Genomic DNA, 20,857 nt, shown 5'->3' on the forward strand with positions numbered 1-20,857 from the left:
TCAACTGCTCGGGGCGTTTAGTTTCTTTATAATAGCCAGCTAAACCGCCTCGGGTTTACCGCCACCGCAGGATGCGCGTCGAAAAATGACTTCACTCATTTCCGGCCTTGCCCCTCTTTTCTTTTGGTATCATTATTGATATCGTTTATCTATGGCACATGTAGAAGATATCCTCGCTAAAATGCGAGCCAATCCCAAAAGCATAAGGTTCAATGACTTATGCAAGGTGTGTGACACTTATTTTGGAGAGGCTCGTCAGTCAGGTTCCAGTCATCGTGTTTACAAAACACCGTGGCAAGGCGACCCGCGAGTAAATATTCAAAATGCCAAAGGTAAAGCCAAGCCTTATCAGGTGCGGCAAGTACTCGCTGCTATCGAGCGGCTGGAGGTGAAAAATGGCTAAATTTATTGATCGCTACACATACCGTGTCACCTGGTCAGAGGAAGATCAGGAGTATGTCGGAATGTGCGCGGAGTTTCCGAGCCTCAGCTGGCTTGAAGAAACTCAGGAAGGAGCGTTATCTGGTATTCGCAGCCTGGTTAGGGAGTGCCTCCGCGACATGGAAGAAAACGGTGAGTCGGTGCCAGAGCCCCTGGCGACAAAAAAATACAGTGGAAAGTTTATGGTGCGTGTGCCGCCAGAAACGCATCGGCACCTGGCAATGGAAGCTGCGGAAGCTGGTGTTAGCCTTAATAGGCTGGTGGCCAGCCGCTTACATTAAACACAAGTTGCGCAAGCGGGACAAAGTGCTGCGACTTCGCCCCTTCGCAAGGCGTTCTGGCTGTAGAAAAACCTAAGCGATTTTAGTTTTTGAGAGTTTTTCGCGCTCACACGTAAATTCTGGAGTTTCTGGTGATGAAAAGTGCTCCAGAATTCACGTATAATCGCCATTTTTCGTACAAAAAATGATCAATAATTTGAGGTTGAGGTTTTTCTACAGCCTCGTTATACGAAGATAGAGGGAGTTTGATGAGAGGGCAGTGGTTAGGAAACTATTCCGGGAACACTACTGGAAGGATAATGATCAACATTGATGAGGTTGGCGATCATTTTGAGGGTGTCGCGTACCTGCATCCTAATGAAAGTGGTTTGCCCGGAACCATCGCTTACTTTGGTACAGAAGACAAAAAATCAGAACAAGCGGTGACCGCACTTACTGCTCCGATTGATCCGAGAACAGGGTTTCAAACGTCTTGGGATAAAATCCAAGATCTCTATCAAAAGGACGTTACTCATTCAGAGAAGGCGAAAACTCTGATTAGCCAAGTCGGTAATTCTCTAACAGTAGTTGGCGAAACAGATATTGGAGTGACGTTTTCCGGAGAATTGAAGCGGCCCGACCAGAAAGCAGGCTCCAAGATAAAGGGGCAATGGATGTCGTGGGCAGAATTTAAAAACCACGTTTCCGATATTTCTGAAGCTGGATATCTGTTCCGTGGCCAGCAAAAGCCCTGGAGATTATGTACTTCGTTCCATCGTCGAGAACGATATCGAATCAGTGAGTTCACTTCGAGGGATGTGAAGCAGCTGCATCAACGTCTCAGCGCCATTACCTCCCACTTTTTTGACCTCACTATTCCAGAACAAAATGGCGCTTTTTTTAATCTGTTACAGCACCATGGGTATCCAACACCTCTATTAGATTGGTCATACTCTCCATTCGTGGCAGCATTTTTTGCATTCCGTGATCGCCCCATTGATTATTCTGGTGACGAGTCGGTTCGGATTTATCTTTTTGACAATCGCGAATGGCAGTCCCGTTACAGGCAAGTAGACAATCTTGATCCGGCTTTTCCTCACTTATCGGTGTCGGACTTCATTGCCATCGACAACCCAAGACTGGTGCCTCAACAGGCAGCTACGACCGCAACGAATTTATATGATATCGAAGCCTATCTCCTTGATAAGGAAAAAGAAAGCGGGATCAAGTTTCTCCAGGCGATTGACATTCCGGCTCGGGAGAGAAGTGCTGTAATGGCAGATTTGCGTTTTATGGGGATTACGGCTGGCTCAATGTTTCCGAGTATTGACGGGGTTTGCGAAGAGCTCCGAGAGCGGAACTTTGATCGCTAACACGTATAATAAAAATGTTAGAAGCCAAAGAAACAATGGAGTAATCATCAAGTGCCGATTTTCGATATTTCAGGAGACAAGTTATCTGCCGTTGAGCAGAAAAACTTTGCTTTGGAAAAGGATTTGCAGTCTCTGATTGAGAAAAACCTCGAAACGGTCTTCAATTGCAGATTTGTTGCCAGTGAGTTTTCAACTGGTGCACAGCATGCAGGTCGAATTGATAGTCTCGCTCTATCAGAAGAAGATAATCCGGTGATTATCGAGTACAAAAAAGTCGAATCATCTGAGCTAATTAATCAAAGCCTTTTCTACTTGCACTGGATTCAAGATCACAAGGGTGATTTTGAGATCGCGGTACAAAAGCGGCTGGGAAGTGGCGTAAAGGTTGATTGGTCTGACGTGAGGGTTATTTGCATCGCCCCAAACTATAAGAAATATGATTTGCATGCAGTTCAGGTAATGGGCGCAAATATTGAACTATGGAAATACCGCTTATTTTCCAATAACTCACTTTATCTTGAAGAGGTTTTTCATGCTGCCAAATCAGCGGCAGTATCAACGTCTACGGCTACCACTGAAAATGGATACAAAAATCCCGTTATGGTTGAGGCTGGTAAAAAAGCAGCGCTAACCCGCGCCACAGCGACCTATACGTTTGATGAAAGACTTGAAGGAAAAAGCGACGGTATCCAAGAGTTAACTGCAATTATACGAGAGTTCATCATTGGCTTAGATGAATCAATTGAAGAAGTTCCAAAAAAATTCTACGTTGCATACAAAATCTCGCAGAACATCGCTTGCATGGAAGTCAAAGGTAAGAACGTCAAGCTGTTCTTAAAGCTCAAACCGTCGGACATTCCAGAGGGCACCAAAAACTATCGAGATGTAACATCAATAGGTCATTACGGTACTGGTGATGTTGAGTTTACCGTATCTTCGGAAGCGGAGTTTGAGCCAGTTGCGTATTCCAGACCAAGCCTGCCACTGATTCCAGACGAAAGCTGCCACCCATTCCACGCGAAGCCTGCCACTGATTCCACGGCAAAGCTGCCACCTGAGCAGTGAGCCTGAATCTCCCTTTTTTGATGCTCCCTGCGGGATAACTAACCGGTAATCTGACTTCATTTCATTCGGAGATGAGCAGATGCCAGCCAAGAGGTTATCCATGCGTAAGATTAAAGAAGTCCTGCGTCTCAAATGGGACAGGGGGCTCAGTAACCGGCAGGTTGCTGCAACCTGTGGTATCAGTCGCCCGACTGTGAGCGAGTATCTGCGACGTTTTTCAGAAGCGGGTCTGAACTGGCCCTTGCCCGCTGAGATGGATGAGTCCAGGTTGGAGCAGAAGCTGTTTCCTCCAGCGCCTGACTTGCCTGCTCAGGCCAGAGGCCTACCTGATTGGCAGCAGATCCATCAGGAGCTTAAATTGTCAATGGCCATTTATTTTGACCCACCTTTGGCCAATAAAATTGACCCACCTGGTGCGTTAGTTGGTTAACTTTTCTTTCAGTCGATAGCTTTCTCCTCCCAGCATGAAGATGTGTGAGTGATGGATAATCCGGTCTACGATGGGTATGGCCACATTGTCGTTATGGAAGAACTCTCCCCAGTCGGTGAAGTCCTTGTTGGTGGTCAGGATGATGGAGCGGTACTCATACAGGCTGTTGACCAGTTGGAAGAGGTTATAGCGGGACTGGCGGCTCATGGGCAGGTATCCCAGCTCATCAATGATCAGCAGGTCGTTTTTGGCCAGCAGGCTGATCCGCTTTTTCAGTTCACCGCGTTTTTCAGCCAGTTCCAGCTCTTCCACCAGGGTCATGGCCGTTTTGAACAGCACCTTGTAACCGGCTTCGATGGCTTTGTAGCCCAGGCCAATGGCCAGGTGGGTTTTGCCCACTCCCGGTGGCCCGATGAACACCAGGTTCTGGCGCTGATCCAGGAAGTTGAAGTCCAGCAGCGCACTGATCTGGCGTTTATTGATGGTGGTCTGGTGACGATAGTCGAAGTCATCCAGGCGCTTTTCCATCGGGAAGTGAGCTTGTTTGAAGTGACGCTGGATGCGTTTTTGATCGCGTTCTTTCAGCTCATAGCCCATCAGGTGGTCGATACACTGTAGATAAGACCAGTCATTACTTTCAGCTTCACCGAGCAGCTGAGGGAGCTGTTGAGCCATCCAGGTCAGCCTCAGGCTTTTGCAGCGGGCGCGGGTTTGTTCAAGCTGCCCCATGGGTCACCTCCTGGCCACTGGACTGGCCAAGTCGCTGGTAAGCCGAGAGGTCTACATGGTTGGCCGAAGTAGCCTCTGGCAGACCGTGATCTGGATAACGCCCTTTGCTCCGCGCCTGACGTTCCGCCTCCAGGTAGCGTTTGATCTTGCCAGCGGTAATGCCGGGCCGCTCGGCCAGCTGCACAAGCAGCTTTCGATCTTCCGGCTCCAGGTGAGCCAGGATGGATTTCAGGGCAACCAGCTGATCCTTGACGACTCTAGGCTCTGAGCGCCTGATCTGCTGGCAGAGTGTCTGACCCAGAGCCTTTCCCAGCATTTGACTGATTTCGGTCTCCAGCTGCGCCACCCGAGCTTCCCTGTCCCGGTAGTGGTTGTTGTTCTTGATGATGCGCCCCTTTTCCAGGCACAGGGTATGTTCGGCCAGGGTCTCACCAGTGTTTAGGTCGGTAATGACCAGACGGCCTTCCTGCTGCATTACACCGACCTGAGATTGCTGCCAGGCCAGAGGCACGGAGTATTTATTGGCTTGGTAGCTGATCAGACCGGTTTTATCCGCACGACGAGTTTCAATCGCCGAAGGCTGACGAAGACTGCTGGGGGCCAGGTAAGGCTTCAGCTGAGTTCGTTCTTCGGCCATAAAAACGGTGTGGGGGATCTGGCCGGTGGTGCCATGCTCACGACGGTTGGCCACTTCATCCAGCCAGTTTTGCAGATGGTCTCTCACGGCTTGTTGACAGGTGAAGTGTTCGCCATAAAAGCAGTCCTGCTTGACGTATTTGACCCCAGCTTCCACCTTGCCCTTGCTCTGGGGGTCATAGCCTTCACAGGCATGGATTCTAAAGCCTGCGGTGGTGGCATACTGGTAAAAGCGCTGGTTGGCCTCGATTTCCCGGTATTGCTCCTTGATCACCACCAGCTTGGTCTGGTCATAAACACACTCTTCGGTGATGCCGCCAAAATACCGGAAGGCTTCATCATGCAGTTGAATAAAGGCCTGGGTATCAAGGGGCTGGAAGCTCAGGCCCACATACATCAGACGCGAGAAAGAGAGCACGAAGACAACAAAGTGAAGGGTGACCTCCTGATCACCGACCCGAACGCCTCGCAGCTCGCCGGGATCAACCTGACATTGAACACCGGCCACATCATCAATAATGGGTTCAAAGTAGCGAACCTGAGCTACAGCCACTTCCTGGCGCAGCTGTTGAATATAACGGCGCAAACTTCGATCAGATGCAGGGATGGAGCCATATTTAGTACGCAGCTTACGAGCAACCTTCACCGCACTCAGCTTGGGGAACTCACCCAGTAGGTACACCAGATAACTGCGGTAATCATCCAGCTTTTTGCTGCGACTGGGGTCTGATTGCTGACCTTGAATGGCTTCTTCCGATAGACGCAGATACTTGCGAACGGTATTGCGAGAGATGGACAACTGCTTACTGATGGCTCGGACGGAAAGACCCTGGCCGTTGTCGTGTAGTGCTTTGATTTTATGAATCACAACCCACTCCTTCAAAACCCTTCCCCTTAATCATCATCGTTGAGGGAAGGTACTGGTTTTGGTGGCCAAAGCCACCTTGGGGGTGGGTCAAAATTAATGGCCAGAAGCGGGTCAGTTTAGTTGGCCATTAACATAAATTCCCTAAAACCACCCTCTTCCTGCTGTGGCAGGAGTACCGTGCGGCCAATCCTGAGGGTTATCAATACAGCTGGTTCTGTGATCACTATCGGAGCTGGCAAGGCAAGTTGGATCTGGTGATGCGTCAGAATCACCGAGCCGGTGAAAAGCTCTTTGTGGATTATGCAGGTCAGACAGCCCCCGTCATTGATCCCAACACAGGCGAGATCCGTGAAGCTCAGATTTTTGTTGCGGTCATGGGGGCATCCAATTACACCTTTGCTGAAGCCACCTGGTCGCAGAAGCTGCCAGACTGGATCCACTCTCACATTCGTGCCTTTGAGTTCCTGGGTGGTGTGCCTGAGCTCGTGGTTCCAGACAATCTGAAATCCGGTGTCACCAAGGCTCACCGGTATGAACCCGATCTGAACCCAACCTACCAGGACATGGTCTCCCATTATGGGGTCTCGGTTGTGCCTGCACGGGTTCGTAAACCCCGCGACAAGGCCAAAGCTGAAGGCGGTGTGCTGATCGTTGAACGCTGGATCCTGGCGGCCCTGCGACACCGACAACACTTCTCTCTGGGTCAGTTAAACGCTTCCATCCGCGAACTGCTCACCCTGCTGAATCAGCGCCCCTTCCGCAAACTGCCTGGCAATCGCCAGGAGCACTTTGAAACCATCGATCGTCCGGCTCTACAGCCCCTGCCTGCGGAACCCTACACCTATGCCCAGTGGAAGAAGGCACGAGTCCACATGGACTACCACGTAGCCTTTGAGGGGCACTATTACTCGGTTCCTTGCAGCCTGGTAAAAAAGGAGGTGGAGCTGAGAGTCACTGAATACACCCTTGAGGTCTTTTATCGAGGCCAGCGCGTTGCCAGCCATCAGCGCAGTGCCCATAAGGGTCGTCATACCACGGTGACCGCACACATGCCTGAAGCCCACCGCCAGGCCGGTGAATGGACCCCCGAGCGACTGGTGAAATGGGCTGCGAAAACGGGCCCGGCAACCGAGCAGATGATTATCAAGGCGCTTGCGCATCGCAAGCACCCTCAACAAGCTTACCGAGCCTGTCTGGGGATCCTGAGGCTGGGCAAGGCCTACAGTGAGAAACGGCTGGAGTCAGCCTGCCAAAGAGCCCTGATGCTGGGTAGCTACCGCTACAAAAGCATCGAATCCATCCTCAAGCACCGGCTGGATGAGCAACCGCTGGACATCCAGGAAGAGCTCTCCCTACCGGATCAGCACGACAATATTCGTGGCCCTGCCTACTACCATTAAAGGATCTTCATCATGTTAAAACACCCCACTCTGGACAAACTCCACGCCCTCAAACTCAATGGCATGGCAGCGGCTCTAACCGACCTGTCCCTCACACCTGAAAGCGAACAAATGAGCTTTGAAGAGCGACTGGGCCTACTGGTGGATCGAGAGATGACCGAGCGAGAAAACCGGCGCATGAGCAGTCGATTAAGGCGAGCCAAACTCCGGCACACGGCCAGCCTTGAGGACATTGACTATCGCAGTCCGCGGGGGCTGGACCAGGGACTCATTCAATCCCTGGGGAGCTGTCAGTGGATCAAGGAGCACCTGAATCTACTGATCACAGGGCCAACCGGTGTGGGCAAAACCTGGCTGGCTTGCGCTCTGGCACACAAAGCCTGTCGAGAAGGCTACACCGCCCAGTATGTTCGCCTGAACCGATTGTTCCACGAGCTATCCGTAGCCAAGGGTGATGGTCAATACCCCCGCCTGCTCGCCAACCTGGCCAAGGTTGATGTGCTGCTTCTGGACGACTGGGGACTCATGAAGATGACCGCAGAAAACCGTCGGGACCTGTTGGAAGTCATGGAGGATCGACAAGGCCGACGTTCAACTATCGCCACAAGCCAGCTGCCCGTTGAGGAATGGCACGGTGTCATCGGTGATGCCACCCTGGCTGATGCGATCCTGGATCGACTGGTACACAACGCCTACAAGATCAATTTAAGAGGGGAATCAATGAGAAAAAAGCGAAAAAAGTTGACTGAAAACCCACCTTCGGAATAACAATGAAAACCCCGCATTGAGCATCACCTGGGGTGGCAGCTTTGCCGCGGTCCGGGTGGCAGCTTTGAAATGGAATGGGTGGCAACCTTCAGCGGTTTACGCAGCCAGTTAAAGAATTTATAACAATGGCGTATAACAAGGTCGGTGGCTAATGGTTTCTAACAATCGCAGGCACGGCGACGGCTTTTCCGTTGCGGCTTTGCCTCCACTTCAAAGCTGCGCGTGTTGGCGGCTCTGGCTGTAGAAAAACCTCCCTGGCTATGCTGAAATGAAGCATCCCTGAGCAACCGGTCCATTCTCATGCCCAAGTTCAAACACTACGACTACAACCAGACCGCCATGGTGGTGATTAATTATCAGGATCAGCTGCAACCGGGTACTTTTGAACACGCCTTGCACTACCTGATTAGCGGGGCAAGATCATCCGCACTGGGCGTTTCATTCAGTAGTGAAGCGTGATCCCTGGATATCACTCCCGGTTCAGTAACTCCTTTAAAACTTCCTGGGTATGCTCGCCGAGTAGAGGTGGCGCTGAAGTGGAATTTAACGCTTCACCATCAAAACGGATGGGGTTGCTGATGAGTTTTACCTTGCCTGCCTGGGGGTGAGGCAGTTCCAACTCCATGCCACGATGCTTGACCTGTGGGTCCTGAAAGACTTCTTCAAGATTATTGATGGGGCCACAGGGCACCCCGATTTTTTCCAGGTCTTCCAGCCATTGCGCCGTGCTGCGCTCTTGCAGTGGAGGCTCCAGCAGGGGCAAGAGTTGTTCACGGTGAGCGACGCGTTGCTGATTGCTGACAAAACGCTGATCTTCAGCCAACTCCGGGCAACCGATTTCCAGGCAGAAGCGCTGGAACTGGCTGTCATTTCCCACCGCAAGAATCATGTACCCATCTGCCGTGGCAAAAGCCTGGTAGGGCACGATATTGGGGTGGGCATTGCCCAGACGCTGCGGAACCTGGCCGGATGTCAGGTAGTTGAGTCCCTGGTTGGCCAGGACACCCACCTGCACATCCAGCAGTGACAGATCGATATGGGTGCCCAGGCTGCTTTGCTGGCGCTGAAAAAGCGCGGCAAGAATGGCATTGCTGGCATAGAGGCCGGTGAAGACATCAGCAAAGGCCACGCCTACCTTGACCGGGCCTCCACCGGGCTGATCATCCGGCAGGCCGGTCAAGCTCATCAGCCCGCCCATGCCCTGGATCATGAAGTCATAACCAGCCCGCTGGGCATAGGGGCCATCCTGTCCGAATCCGGTAATTGAACAATAGATCAGCTCCGGCTTTTTCTCTTTCAGGCTGGCATAATCCAGTCCGTATTTTTTCAGACCACCCACCTTGAAGTTTTCCACCAGCACATCGCAGTGATCCAGCAAAGCCAGCAGGGTTTGCTGGCCTTCCTCACTGGCAATATCCATTGCCACGGACTTTTTACCGCGGTTACAGGACAGATAGTAGGCAGCTTCCTGACTGTTTTTCAGCCAGGGCGGCCCCCAGTGGCGGGTATCATCGCCCTGGTCGGGGCGTTCGATTTTAATGACTTCAGCACCCAGATCCGCCAGTTGCTGGGTGCACCAGGGGCCGGCCAGAATCCGTGACAGATCCAGAACACGGACTCCTTGCAGAGGCTTGGCAGGCATGGCCGAACTCCTTAGAAAAAGGCCTGAAGGCCGGTCTGAGCGCGCCCCAGGATCAGGGCATGAACATCATGCGTGCCTTCGTAGGTGTTGACGGTTTCCAGGTTGACCATATGGCGAATCACACCGTACTCATCGGAAATGCCGTTACCACCGTGCATATCACGCGCTGTGCGTGCCACATCCAGGGACTTGCCGCAGTTGTTGCGCTTGATCAGGGAAACCATTTCCGGTGCCCAGTTTCCGGCATCCATCAACCGACCCACCTGCAGAGCGGCCTGCAGGCCAAGAGAGATCTCCGTCTGCATATTGGCGAGCTTGAGTTGCACCAGCTGGGTCTGGGCCAAAGGACGACCGAACTGCTTGCGATCCAGAGTGTACTGGCGGGCGGCATGCCAGCAGAATTCAGCTGCACCCAGGGCACCCCAGGCAATCCCAAAGCGTGCCTTGTTCAAACAGCCAAAAGGACCTTTCAGGCCGCTGACATTGGGCAACAGGTTTTCTTCGGGAACAAAAGCCTTGTCCAGCACAATTTCGCCGGTGATCGAAGCGCGCAGAGACAGTTTGCCTTCAATTTTGGGTGTGCTGAAGCCTTCTGTCCCCCGCTCAACAATAAAGCCCATGATCTTGCCATCATGAGCCGCGGACTTGGCCCAGACCACAGCTAGATCAGCAATCGGGCTGTTGGTGATCCACATCTTCTGGCCGGTCAGCAGGTAGCCACCTTCGGTTTTTTCCGCACGGGTGCCCATGCTGCCCGGATCGGAACCGGCATTGGGTTCGGTCAACCCGAAACAGCCAACCCACTCACCCGTGGCCAGTTTGGGCAGGTATTTTTTCTTCTGTTCTTCGGTGCCATAGGCTTCTATCGGGTACATGACCAGGGAAGACTGCACACTCATGGCCGAACGATAGCCGGAATCCACCCGCTCCACTTCCCGGGCAATCAGACCATAGGCAACATGACCCATTCCGGCACCGCCGTACTCCTCAGCAACGGTAGCGCCCAGCAGACCCATTTCACCCATTTCGGTCATGATTTCACGATCAAAGCGTTCTTCACGAAAAGCAGAGAGCACACGGGGTTGCAGCTTGTCCTGACAATAAGAATAGGCGGCGTCACGAACCTGACGCTCCTCGTCGGTCAGTTGCTGCTCAAGCAGGAAGGGATCTTGCCATTGAAAGGAAGTCATGGTCAGGTTACCTCGGTAGTGTTGGACGAAAAAAACCCATGGCAATATATTTATTATAATAAATAGGAAAAAGCAAGTTTAGGCGTTAAAAAAGCCCAGTCACTGGCTAAAAAGCGCTTTATGCAGTGGCCAACATCATGGGCATTGCTGGTTTGAAGGGGGGCTGGCTTGGCGGCAGCAAGACGTAAAGAGGATCAGGTGCTACGGGTGATCTGGAGCTTGGGGTGCGCAACGCTACGACTGTGCATTGCCTGCGGTGTATCAGCAGGCCAGCCGAACCTGATGGCTGGCTGAGCTGTCATTCCTGGGCTGGAGAAACCGTATCTGCTGGATCCTGGGTCGCACTGAGGTTGTCTTCACGGCGTACCAGCAGCATCTTGTTGACACCCTCTTCCAGGGCCATATCAATATCAAACAGAGGGAAGGCTGGTTTGAGGTCGAGCAGTATTTGCTGAATGTTGGTGCCTTCGTCATAGGTGCCGATGGGCAACTTGACCTGGCGCTTGAGCTTGCCGCCTCTGGTCGCTGGAAGCTTGTGAATAGTGCCCCAGGCAGTGGCAAAGCGCTTTTCATCTTCACGCAGTGGTAACTCGATGCTTTTAAAATGGCGCAAAGCCAGATCCAGGGTCTGGCCTTTGACCAGGTGGCCGGTAAAATTCAGCAGCCCTTCATCCTTCAGAAGCTGCGCCAGGTTTTCCAGGTCGTTTTCATCGTCCAGCTTTTGTTCTTTGACCAGAGAGCGAATTAGCTTGGTATCACCCCAAACATGGTTTTGTTCGAAGTCCATCACTTCCAGCTTGGCTTTGAAGAAATCATCAAAGCCGGAGTAATAGCCTAGTGTCATGTACTGGCGTCCCATTATGCCTCTCCATAAAAAGCTCAAAGCTAATGCAAGTGGCCCAGGTAATCAAGGCACAAATCTACAACTTAAGGCGGGGTTTTGATCTTGGGCAAGCTTTTCTATTTATAGGTATAATTCGTGTTTTAAGAAGCGGGTGTCCAATAATGAATACGATGTTTGAAGGACTGAGCTCACCGCGCAAAATGAAACGATCGGATCAGATCGTGGAGTCTGTAAAGCGCTGGGTCGTGGTAAAAGACATTCAACCAGGTGACCGCCTGCCGAACGAGAAAGCTTTGATGGAATTGTTTGAGTGTTCCAAGGGGACCGTGCGTGAGGCACTCAAATCTCTTGAAGTTCAAGGGCTTATCCGTCTCAAGACCGGGCCGGGCGGCGGTGCGATTCTGGCCCAGGTTCCCTACCCCCTGGCTTCCCAGCTGCTGCGTAACTACCTGCATTTCCAGCATCCGACAGGGCCGGATATTTATCGACTTCGCAAACTGGTGGAACCTGAACTGGCCTTTCTGGCTGTCGGCAAGCTGACCACAGAAGACTTGCAGTTGATGGAAGAACTGACAGAAAGCTGCGCCCGGCCTCCTGCAGACATCAAGGAGCGTCTGCAGCAACGCATTGCCGAACTGGACTTTCATTCGATTCTGGCCGAACGTTGCCCAGACCCGCTGTTGGCTTTTATTGGTCGTTTTCTGAATGATCTGATCAAGGATCTGGTGATTTATCAAAAGGTGCATCTGCCCGAACAGGTCGAATTTTCAAGAGAAAACCTGAGTTACCATCGGCGTCTTCTGGCTGCTTACAAGGCGGAAGACGGCGAGGCGGTTAGAGAGCTGATGCATCAGCACATGCTGTCTGCCGAGAGGTTTAACCAGGAGCTGCAGGGGCAGTTGACGGGGAGTCTTTTGAGTCGGGAAGATAACTAGTAGTTTCGAAAAGAGTATATTAGAATATGCAAAACTAGACGGGTTGGTATGACTGATATAGACTTGTCGGTCTAACGGCCGTTCCGGGCCACTGCTTGTTCCTATTCAAGAGCCAAAGGGTGTATTTCATGTACCGCACTAATTTTCTGGCCAGCATGCTGGCTTTGCTGTTAGCACCAACATTACAGGCGGCCAGCCTGGTGGACGTTTATCAGGATGCTGTCCAGCAGGATGCCCAGCTGGCGGTGGAGAAAGCACGTCTGGAACAGGCCCGCTCCCAGATCAGTCAGGCCAATGCAGCCATCCTGCCGACTATTACTGCAGGTGGCAGTTGGAATCGCAGCAAACCTGAAGACGCTGATGCAACGACAACAACCGGCTTGAGCCTGGAAGCACGGCAGGTTCTTTTCAGTGGCGAGGCCTGGTATGGGCGTTCAGCGGCCAACCAGTCCTTTGTTGCAGCAGAGGCCCAGTATCGTGATGCTGAGCAGGAGCTCCTGCTAAGAACATCTGAAGCCTACTTTGCAGTGCTGAGTGCAGAAGACAACCTGCGCACTCTGCAGGCTGAAGAAAGAGCCATTCAACGGCAACTGGAGCAGGTCAGAGAACAGCATGAAGTCGGTTTGATCGCCATTACGGATGTACTGGAAGCACAGGCTGCTTATGATTCCGTCAAGGCAGCCAGAATCGGTGCTGAAGGTGCCCTGATGATCAGTTATGAAGACCTGGAACAAATCACGGGTGAGCGTTATGATCGCATCGCCACGCTGGATGCCGAGATGCCCGTGACCCAGCCGGAACCCAATGATCGTCAGGCCTGGACGGCTCTAGCTCTGGAAAACAGCCAGGCACTTCGTCAGGCCGAGGCCAGGCTGAGTGCCGCTGAAGAAAACCTGAAAAGCCGTCGCGCTGGCCACTGGCCCAGTGTGGAGGCTTATGCAAACTACTCGGATGTTTTGTCTGCTGATCCTGAAACCAGCCCCCAACAGGGGCGCCCACTTGAAGGCTCCACCACGGAGTTTGGCTTGCGGGCCAATATTGAAATTTACGGTGGTGGGCGCACCAGTGCCGAGGTTCGTGAAGGTAGCTATGCTCTGGAAGAAGCCCGCTATTCCGGTGACCTGGCGCGTCGTCAGATCCTGCAGCAGACCCGCAGTCTTTTTACCCAGGTGAGCACCAACGTGCTGACCGTGCAGGCACGTCAGCAGGCAATACGCTCAGCAGAAAGCGCACTGGAAGCCACCCGCTCCGGGTATGAAGTGGGAACCCGCAATATCGTTGATGTCCTCAATGCCGAGCGTGCCCTCTGGTCGGCTCAGCGTGATTATGACGCAGCCCGTTATGATTATGTGGTTAACCAATTGCGTTTATTGCGGGCAGCCGGTCAACTGAAAGAAACGGATCTGCGGGAACTGAACCACTGGTTGGTATCAATTGAAAATTAATGGCTAAGAAAAAATACCCCGAAAACACCCTGCACCCCCGATACTGGCCAACCTGGCTGGGTATCGGGGGTTTGCACATCTGTGCCTGGCTGCCCTGGAAGGCAAAAATTGCTCTGGGTAAGGGCATCGGCCAGCTGGCGCTGACTTTTGCCCGAGAAAGGCGGCATTTTACCGAGGTTAATATTCGCCTGGCTTTTCCCGAAAAGTCGCCTGAAGAGCAGAAGCAGTTGGTAAAAGAGACTTTCCTGGCCAATGGCATAGGTATTATGGAAATTGCCACCTCTCTGGTGAGGGACACACACTTTTTACAGGAAAGACTAACCTTTCTGGGCAAGGAACATTTTGAACAAGCCAGAGCCAGAGGCAAAGGTGTTCTGGTCATGGGTTTTCATTTCTCTGTGATGGATCTGGCCGGTGCCTTGCACAGCCCTTTTCACAAAGTCGATATCTTTTATAAGCCTCATAAAAACAAGGTTTTTAATCGTTTTATTGAAAAAGGAAGAGAGCGCAACTTTGGCCAGCAAATCAATTACAGGGATTTAAAAACAGCCGTCAGGCGGTTAAGGCAGGGCGAAGTGGTCTGGTATACACCCGATCAGGATTTTGGCCGTAAAGTCAGTGTTTTTGCACCCTTTTTTGGCGTTCAGGCCGCCAGTATCACCATGACCTCCCGTATTGTGCGTATGACTGGATGCAGTGTGGTGCCAGTCAGAGTGCACCGGAACAAGGACGACTTCACCTACACCCTGGAATTTTTACCCCCTCTGGAAAACTTCCCATCCGGAGATGATGTGGCGGATGCCACTCAGGTAAATCAGGTGATTGAAAAGCTGATCCGAATTCACCCCGAACAATACCTGTGGATGCACCGGCGTTTCAAAACCCGACCCGATCCTGAAGACCCCAGTTACTACTAAAGAAGCTCACTCTCTAAGCGATTCCTACAAAAAAGCCCGGCCATCGTTGCGATGAGCCGGGCTTTTTTTTCAGGCCTTTTATTAGGCTGCTTTGCGGCGGGCCTTGCGCTCCAGTCGCCAGGTCGCCATATCATCAAAGAGTTTGTACATCAGAGGCACAAAGATCAGTGCCAGGGTACTGGCAAAGATCATGCCCCCAACCACAACAGTACCGATTTCCTGGCGACTGGCCGCACCGGCTCCGGTGGCAAATACCAGGGGCAGGGTGCCGATGATGAAGGTCAGGGCGGTCATGATGATGGCGCGAAAACGCTGGCGCGCAGCAGCAATGGCGGCGTCTGTGGAAGTCATGCCTTCACGGCGGTTCTGGGCTGCAAACTCCACGATCAGGATAGCGTTCTTGGCCGCCAGGCCGATCAGCACCAATAACCCCACCTGGAAGTAGATGTCATTGGGGAAGCCGCGCAACCAGGCAAAGAAGGCGGCACCCAATACCCCAAAGGGTACAGCAGAAGCCACAGCCAGAGGGAGAGTCCAGCGTTCATACTGGGCTGCAAGAATCAGGAATACCGCCAATAAGCCCATGGCAAAAGCAGCCGTTCCGGCACTGCCTGCGGCATCCAGTTGGAAGGCTTCACCGATCCAGCCTAGCTGAGAACCTTTGCTCTGCCCCTGCTCGGCAACCACGGCTTCCAGGGCTTCCTTGGCCTGAGCGGAGGTGAATCCAGGTGCCGGGTCTGCCATCAGTTTGGCCGCCGGGTAGATATTGAAACGATTGATAATGTCGGCACCGCTGCTGCGCTCCAGAGTGACCAGTGAACTCAGGGGGATCAGCTCTCCGGTTTGCGAGCGCACAAACACCTTGCGCAAATCTTCCGGCTGACTGCGGAAATCCCCTTCGGATTGCATGCTCACTTGCCACAAACGTCCCAGATAAGAAAAGTCATTGACGTACATGGAGCCAAAGGTGCTTTGCATGGCGGCAAAAACCTGATCCAGGGATACGCCCAAGGCTTTGGTTTTCTCGCGATCCAGCTTGGCTTCGTAGCGGGGAATACTGGTGTCGAGTGTGGTTCGGGCATTGGTCAGTTCAGGCCGGGCATTGGCTGCCTGGGCAATCCGGCTGGCCAGCCCCTGAATTTCCTGGGTGGTGGCCTCTTCACGAACCTGCAGATAGCCTTCCACACCACCGGTTAAAGACAACCCTTGAATGGGTGGTGGGGTAAAGGCAAAAATATTGGCATCCTGAATGCCAAAGCCCATGCCCATGATTTTGCCGGTCAGGGCGGAAGCCTGTTGATCAGGACGGGTACGCTCACTCCAGTCCGTCAGGTTGGCAAAACCCAGCAGGGCATTGGTGCGCAGAGAACCGGCAATGATGTCAAACCCGGCCATGGCCGTGAATTCCTGAACTTCAGGAAGACTGACGAGCTGGGCAGCCAGTTGATCCCGGACTGCTTCGGTTCGTGGCAGGGCAGAAACCGGAGGCAACTGACCCACCACCAGAGCAACCCCCTGGTCTTCCTGGGGAACCAGGCCGTTGGGGAGGCGCTGCATCAAGAGGACAGTTGCAACCACAAAGCCGATAAACAAGGCCACGCCCAGGGTTCTCTGCCGGAGTAAAAAGCTGACGCAGGCCACAAAGCCATTGGTGATCCAATTGAAGCCTTTGTTGAAAAGCTTGAAAGGAGCAGCCAGCTCTTTGGGTTCTTTATCCAGCAGCAGAGCACACATCGCTGGAGTCAGGGTCAGAGCCACAATGCCGGAGACCACTACCGAAACCGCAATGGTGACGGCAAACTGGCGATACAGCTCACCGGTCAGACCTTCCAGAAAAGCCACAGGCGCAAATACAGCAACCAGCACCAGGGTTGAGGAAATAACCGCCCCGGATACCTGGCGCATGGTTTCAATGGAAGCTTCGCGGGCTTTCATGGCCTGTTCATGCATGAGGCGTTCGACGTTTTCCATCACGATGATGGCATTGTCGACCACGATGCCGATGGCCAGCACCAGCCCGAACAGGGTCAGCATATTGATACTGAAACCCATCACCTGCATACCGGCAAAGGTACCGATCAAGGAAACCGGAATAGCCGCCACCGGAATCAGGGTCGCCCTTAAATGCTGCAGGAACAGGAAGGTGACCACGATGACCAGCACAACAGCAATCAGCAGGGTGATAATGACCTCACGTATGGAGATTTCCACAAACTCGGTGGTGTCGTAAGGTATGTTGTAGCTTAGGCCTTCCGGAAAACGCCCGGCAATGTCTTCCAGAGTCTCTCTGACGAGCACGGCTGTGTCCAGGGCATTGGCACCGGGTTGCAGGTAAACCGCCAGAGGAACAGCCGGCTCGCCATTATAGGTGGCGGAAAAGTCATAACGCTGGGAACCCAGCTCAACCCGGGCGACATCACCCAGGCGCAGGGTGCCGCCTTCCTGGTCGGCCCGTAAAATGATGTTTTCAAATTCCTCTGGACTGGCCAGCTGGCCGGGTGCTGCAACGGTAAAGGTGAAAGCCTGGTCAACCGGTGAAGGCTCGGCCCCCAGTTGTCCGGCCGCAAACTGGGCATTCTGTTCCCGTAAAGCGACCGCCACATCGGCGGGTGTCAGATCAAACTGGGCCAGCTTATCAGGACGTATCCAGATGCGCATGGCATAGTCCTGGGCACCGAAGAGGCTGGCTTCACCCACACCCGGCAGGCGCACCAGTTCGTCAATCACATTCAACAGGGCATAGTTACTGATGAACAAGGGGTCACGAGAGCGATCTGGGGAATTGAGAACCGAAACCAGGAGGATGTCCGTGGAACGCGCCTGAACCCGCACGCCCAGATCACGCACCCGCTGTGGCAATTTGGGTAGCGCACTTTGCACCCGGTTGTTGACGTTGATGGCTGCCTGATCGGGATCAGTGCCCATTTCAAAGGTCAGGGTGATCGACAAGCTCCCGGCATCCGTGCTGGTGGATTCCATGTAAAGCATGTTATCCACACCGTTGATTTCTTGCTCCAGGGGAGCGGCAACGGCCTCGGCTAAAACTTCAGCGCTGGCACCGGGATAGTTGGCCTGAACCTGAATCTGGGGTGGTGCGACATTGGGATACTGCTCAATCGGCAGAATTCGCAGAGCAGCCACACCGGCCAGGATAATAATAATGGAAATAACCGATGAGAAAATCGGCCGATCAATAAAAAAGCGCAGCATGGTTTACTCCTCACCCTCCGGGGCATTGGTGGCCTGAACATCGGCACCTGGGTGCAAAGCCACCTGGCCGTTCACAACCAACTGATCGCCCGGTTCCAGGCCACTTAGGATGACCTGCTTCCCTTCCACAACCGGGCCCAGCTCTACAGGTGTGGCTTCTGCCTGGCTGTCAGCATTGATGAGAAAAACCTGGGGGCCCTTGGGGCCATCGGACACAGCGGTCTGGTCAATCAGGGCAACATTTTCCAGCTTCTGCAAGACCAGGGAAATGCGCACAAACTGTCCGGGAATCAGCTCGCCTTCCGGGTTGGGGAAGATTGCCCGTGCGGATACCGTACCCGTGCGCGGATCAATGCTGCTGTCGGTGAAATCCACTTGGCCCTGCTGCTCATAAAGACGCCCGTCCGGCAAGACGAGATCAGCCTGATAGGGTTTGTCCTGGTTGCCTTCCGAGCGTGCCTGGCGGGCCAGACGCTGGATGGAGGCATCATTTTCCGGCAGTGAAAAGCGCACGTGAGCGGGGTTTTTCTGGGTGATGCTCGTCAAAAGAGCGCCTCGGTCTATCAGGCTGCCTTCAGACAGGGTTTCCAGGCCTGTGATCCCGGAAATCGGTGCTGTAACCTGGGTGTATCTGAGATTACGGCGGGCATCGGCTACAGCGGCTTCAGCCTGCGCCAGACCGGACTCAGCCAGCTCCAGCTGGGTTTGTGCCTGGTCTCTTTCTCTCTGGCTGATGGAGTTGCGTTCATACAGGTCAGCAATCCGGCGCAATTCACGTTTTGCCTGATCCAGGTTGGCCCGGGCATTGCCGCGATTGGCTTCTGCCAGTTGCAGGGCAATTTCGTAGGATTCGGGGTCAATGCGAAACAGAGACGCGCCTTCGGCAACTTCCTGGCCTTCAACGTAAAGGCGCTCTTCCAGAATACCGCCCACGCGTGCACGGACTTCCACATTGCGAGAACCCCGGACACGACCGGCGTAATCAACACTGACATCCACGCTGCTGAAGTTGACTTCAGACGTGGTCACCGGGGCAGGCGGTCGCCCCTGCTGCTGAGCACCCTGGCTGGCCTCATCAGAACCACAGCCAGCCAGATAAACCAGGGGAAGCAGTAAAAAAGACAGCTTGATGCTGTTTCGGGTTAGAGCAGCAAAAGACATGCGGGTTCTCCGGAAGAATTCGTCACTGGCCTGGAAAAGGCCATCGAGGGCTTATGAATGAGGCGAGTTTAGACTTGCTAGTCTAATTCGTCAAGCAGGCTTCAGGTTAGAATGTCTGTCGGTAATGTCAGTCCCAACAAAAAAGAGAAGACCATGACAGACAAGATGCCAACTTCGTCATTTTTGATCACCGAAGCCCTGGATGCTTTGGATGAATGGCTGGTCATTGTGGATGAGCAGGCCGCCATTGTTTTTTTGAACCGGCCTTACGCCCAGTTTCTGGGGGTTAAACGTGATGAGGTTTATGGTCAGCCCATCATCAATGTGATTGAAAACACCCAGATGCACCGGGTGGTAGAAAGTGGCCAGCCGGAAGTGTCCCGCCTTCAGGAAATAAAGGGCCGCCACATGATTGCCAACCGTTACCCTATTCGCCACCAGGGGGAAGTGGTGGGAGCCGTGGGTACGGTGCTTTTTCATGATACTCATGAATGGCGGCAAATGAATACGCAGATCAAGGCTCTGGTTTCTGAGTTGGATTTCTACCGCAAAGCTCTGGATAAAGAACAGACGGGTGCACGCTTTGAGTTGCACGATCTGATCGGGCGCAGCCAACGTATCCAGCAGGTCAATGACAAGGTCAAGAAAGTGGCCGCCGGGGATGCTTCGGTTCTGATTCGGGGTGAATCGGGCACTGGCAAAGAGCTTTACGCCCATGCTTTGCATCTTTTATCCGACCGCTCCAGGGCTCCCTTTATCAAAATCAATTGTGCTGCGATACCGGAAAATTTGCTGGAAGCGGAGCTGTTTGGTTATGAAGAGGGTGCCTTCACCGGAGCGCGTAAAGGCGGCAAGCAGGGCAAGTTCCAGCTGGCTGATGGTGGCACCCTGTTTCTGGATGAAATCGGTGATATGCCACTGGCCATGCAGGTGAAACTGCTGCGGGTTTTACAGGACAGGGAAGTGGAAGCGGTGGGTTCCAACCGTTTGGTCAAGGTCGATGTACGGGTAATCGCCGCAACCCATCAGCCTCTGGAAAAGTTGGTGGAAGCAGGAGAGTTTCGTGAGGACCTCTATTATCGGGTTAACGTGGTTTCTCTGGAACTGCCGGCCCTCAGGGAGCGGCGTGAGGATATTCCGGCCCTGGCCGAACATTTTCTACAGCGCCTGGCCAACCGGACCGGCAGACGACAACCCAAGCTAACGGCTCAGGCCCTGACCCGCATGCTGGAATACGCCTGGCCGGGCAATGTACGGGAAATGGAAAATGCCCTGGAAAGTGCTTTTTACCTCAGTCAGGGTCATAAAATCTCCTTGAATGCCCTTCCGGCGACCCTTTCCCAGGGCGAATCCCTGCCGGTGCCCAGCTTTTCAGGCACCCTGAAGGAGCGCCTGGCTGAAGCTGAAAAAGCAATTCTGGAAGAAACCCTGCGAAGCTGTGAAGGAAACCGCAAGCTGGCGGCCCGAGTTCTGGGTATTGGCAAAACCACCCTTTACGACAAGCTGGCCCGTTATCGCCCCCTGTTGGAGGAATGAATTCCGA

General features: G+C 53.3%; 17 protein-coding genes and 2 pseudogenes. 12 read left to right on the plus strand and 7 right to left on the minus strand.

All coding sequences use genetic code 11. The annotated features are described in order from the left end of the window. Nucleotides 1-151: 151 nt before the first annotated feature. The 5 genes and pseudogenes from LG323_RS11445 to LG323_RS11465 form a co-directional block, all read left to right on the plus strand. Nucleotides 152-403, plus strand: coding sequence for a toxin HicA (locus LG323_RS11445; protein WP_404416212.1), 252 nt, complete (start codon nt 152-154; stop codon nt 401-403). Beyond that, nucleotides 396-722 carry a type II toxin-antitoxin system HicB family antitoxin gene (locus tag LG323_RS11450; protein ID WP_404416215.1) on the plus strand — a complete coding sequence of 109 codons (327 nt, stop codon included), beginning with the start codon at nt 396-398 and terminating at the stop codon, nt 720-722. Before LG323_RS11445 ends, LG323_RS11450 begins: the two co-directional genes overlap by 8 nt. 299 nt (nt 723-1,021) lie before the next feature. Next, nucleotides 1,022-2,074, plus strand: a complete 1,053-nt coding sequence (locus LG323_RS11455) for an FRG domain-containing protein (protein ID WP_404416218.1) — start codon at nt 1,022-1,024, stop codon at nt 2,072-2,074. A gap of 51 nt (nt 2,075-2,125) precedes the next feature. After that, on the plus strand, nt 2,126-3,139 hold the full coding sequence (locus LG323_RS11460; protein WP_404416221.1) for a hypothetical protein: 1,014 nt from the start codon (nt 2,126-2,128) through the stop codon (nt 3,137-3,139). 79 nt (nt 3,140-3,218) lie between these two features. Continuing rightward, nucleotides 3,219-3,497: pseudogene (locus tag LG323_RS11465) on the plus strand (helix-turn-helix domain-containing protein); the annotation flags it as partial. Between the two features lie 60 nt (nt 3,498-3,557). Here LG323_RS11465 and istB (LG323_RS11470) read toward each other — a convergent pair. Together istB (LG323_RS11470) and istA (LG323_RS11475) are read right to left on the minus strand one after the other, a co-directional pair. Further along, nucleotides 3,558-4,298, minus strand: coding sequence for an IS21-like element helper ATPase IstB (istB, locus tag LG323_RS11470; protein ID WP_114418945.1), 741 nt, complete (start codon nt 4,296-4,298; stop codon nt 3,558-3,560). Further along, a complete protein-coding gene (gene istA, locus LG323_RS11475; protein WP_404416226.1) occupies nt 4,285-5,802 on the minus strand; it encodes an IS21 family transposase in 1,518 nt (505 codons plus the stop codon). Before istA (LG323_RS11475) ends, istB (LG323_RS11470) begins: the two co-directional genes overlap by 14 nt. A gap of 140 nt (nt 5,803-5,942) precedes the next feature. Here istA (LG323_RS11475) and istA (LG323_RS11480) point away from each other — a divergent pair. From istA (LG323_RS11480) to LG323_RS11490, 3 genes and pseudogenes are all read left to right on the plus strand, one after another. Next, nucleotides 5,943-7,202: pseudogene (gene istA, locus LG323_RS11480) on the plus strand (IS21 family transposase); the annotation flags it as partial. A 12-nt stretch (nt 7,203-7,214) separates the two neighbouring features. Next, nucleotides 7,215-7,970 (plus strand): IS21-like element helper ATPase IstB, encoded by a 756-nt coding sequence (istB, locus tag LG323_RS11485; protein ID WP_404416229.1) that lies wholly within the window; start codon nt 7,215-7,217, stop codon nt 7,968-7,970. A 300-nt stretch (nt 7,971-8,270) separates the two neighbouring features. Further along, entirely contained in the window at nt 8,271-8,429 is a 159-nt protein-coding gene (locus LG323_RS11490) for a hypothetical protein (RefSeq protein ID WP_404416232.1), read from the plus strand. Between the two features lie 10 nt (nt 8,430-8,439). On the opposite strand, the gene LG323_RS11495 is transcribed toward LG323_RS11490, so the two are convergent. The 3 genes from LG323_RS11495 to LG323_RS11505 form a co-directional block, all read right to left on the minus strand. Continuing rightward, nucleotides 8,440-9,612, minus strand: a complete 1,173-nt coding sequence (locus LG323_RS11495) for a CaiB/BaiF CoA transferase family protein (protein ID WP_404416235.1) — start codon at nt 9,610-9,612, stop codon at nt 8,440-8,442. An 11-nt stretch (nt 9,613-9,623) separates the two neighbouring features. Continuing rightward, complete coding sequence (locus tag LG323_RS11500) at nt 9,624-10,802, minus strand: acyl-CoA dehydrogenase (RefSeq protein WP_404416238.1); 1,179 nt, start codon at nt 10,800-10,802, stop codon at nt 9,624-9,626. 298 nt (nt 10,803-11,100) lie between these two features. Next, on the minus strand, nt 11,101-11,661 hold the full coding sequence (locus LG323_RS11505; protein WP_310697206.1) for a hypothetical protein: 561 nt from the start codon (nt 11,659-11,661) through the stop codon (nt 11,101-11,103). A 185-nt stretch (nt 11,662-11,846) separates the two neighbouring features. Between LG323_RS11505 and LG323_RS11510 the strand changes: the two genes are divergently transcribed. The 3 genes from LG323_RS11510 (at nt 11,847) to lpxL (ending at nt 14,943) form a co-directional block, all read left to right on the plus strand. After that, entirely contained in the window at nt 11,847-12,581 is a 735-nt protein-coding gene (locus LG323_RS11510; RefSeq protein ID WP_404416241.1) for a FadR/GntR family transcriptional regulator, read from the plus strand. 128 nt (nt 12,582-12,709) lie between these two features. Continuing rightward, the gene (locus LG323_RS11515; protein ID WP_404416244.1) at nt 12,710-14,026 is read left to right on the plus strand and encodes a TolC family outer membrane protein; all 1,317 of its coding nucleotides are present in this window, start codon (nt 12,710-12,712) and stop codon (nt 14,024-14,026) included. Beyond that, the gene (gene lpxL, locus LG323_RS11520; protein ID WP_404416247.1) at nt 14,026-14,943 is read left to right on the plus strand and encodes an LpxL/LpxP family Kdo(2)-lipid IV(A) lauroyl/palmitoleoyl acyltransferase; all 918 of its coding nucleotides are present in this window, start codon (nt 14,026-14,028) and stop codon (nt 14,941-14,943) included. The genes LG323_RS11515 and lpxL overlap by 1 nt, the downstream gene beginning before the upstream one ends. A gap of 81 nt (nt 14,944-15,024) precedes the next feature. On the opposite strand, the gene LG323_RS11525 is transcribed toward lpxL, so the two are convergent. Both LG323_RS11525 and LG323_RS11530 read right to left on the minus strand, forming a co-directional pair. Further along, a complete protein-coding gene (locus LG323_RS11525; RefSeq protein WP_404416250.1) occupies nt 15,025-18,153 on the minus strand; it encodes an efflux RND transporter permease subunit in 3,129 nt (1,042 codons plus the stop codon). Between the two features lie 3 nt (nt 18,154-18,156). Continuing rightward, nucleotides 18,157-19,314, minus strand: coding sequence for an efflux RND transporter periplasmic adaptor subunit (locus tag LG323_RS11530; protein WP_404416253.1), 1,158 nt, complete (start codon nt 19,312-19,314; stop codon nt 18,157-18,159). A gap of 153 nt (nt 19,315-19,467) precedes the next feature. Here LG323_RS11530 and LG323_RS11535 point away from each other — a divergent pair, with 153 nt between their 5' ends. Further along, on the plus strand, nt 19,468-20,850 hold the full coding sequence (locus LG323_RS11535) for a sigma-54 interaction domain-containing protein (protein ID WP_404416256.1): 1,383 nt from the start codon (nt 19,468-19,470) through the stop codon (nt 20,848-20,850). Nucleotides 20,851-20,857: the final 7 nt, after the last annotated feature.

It is taken from the genome of Marinospirillum sp. (genome assembly GCF_044810985.1).
GTDB lineage: Bacteria > Pseudomonadota > Gammaproteobacteria > Pseudomonadales > Halomonadaceae > Marinospirillum.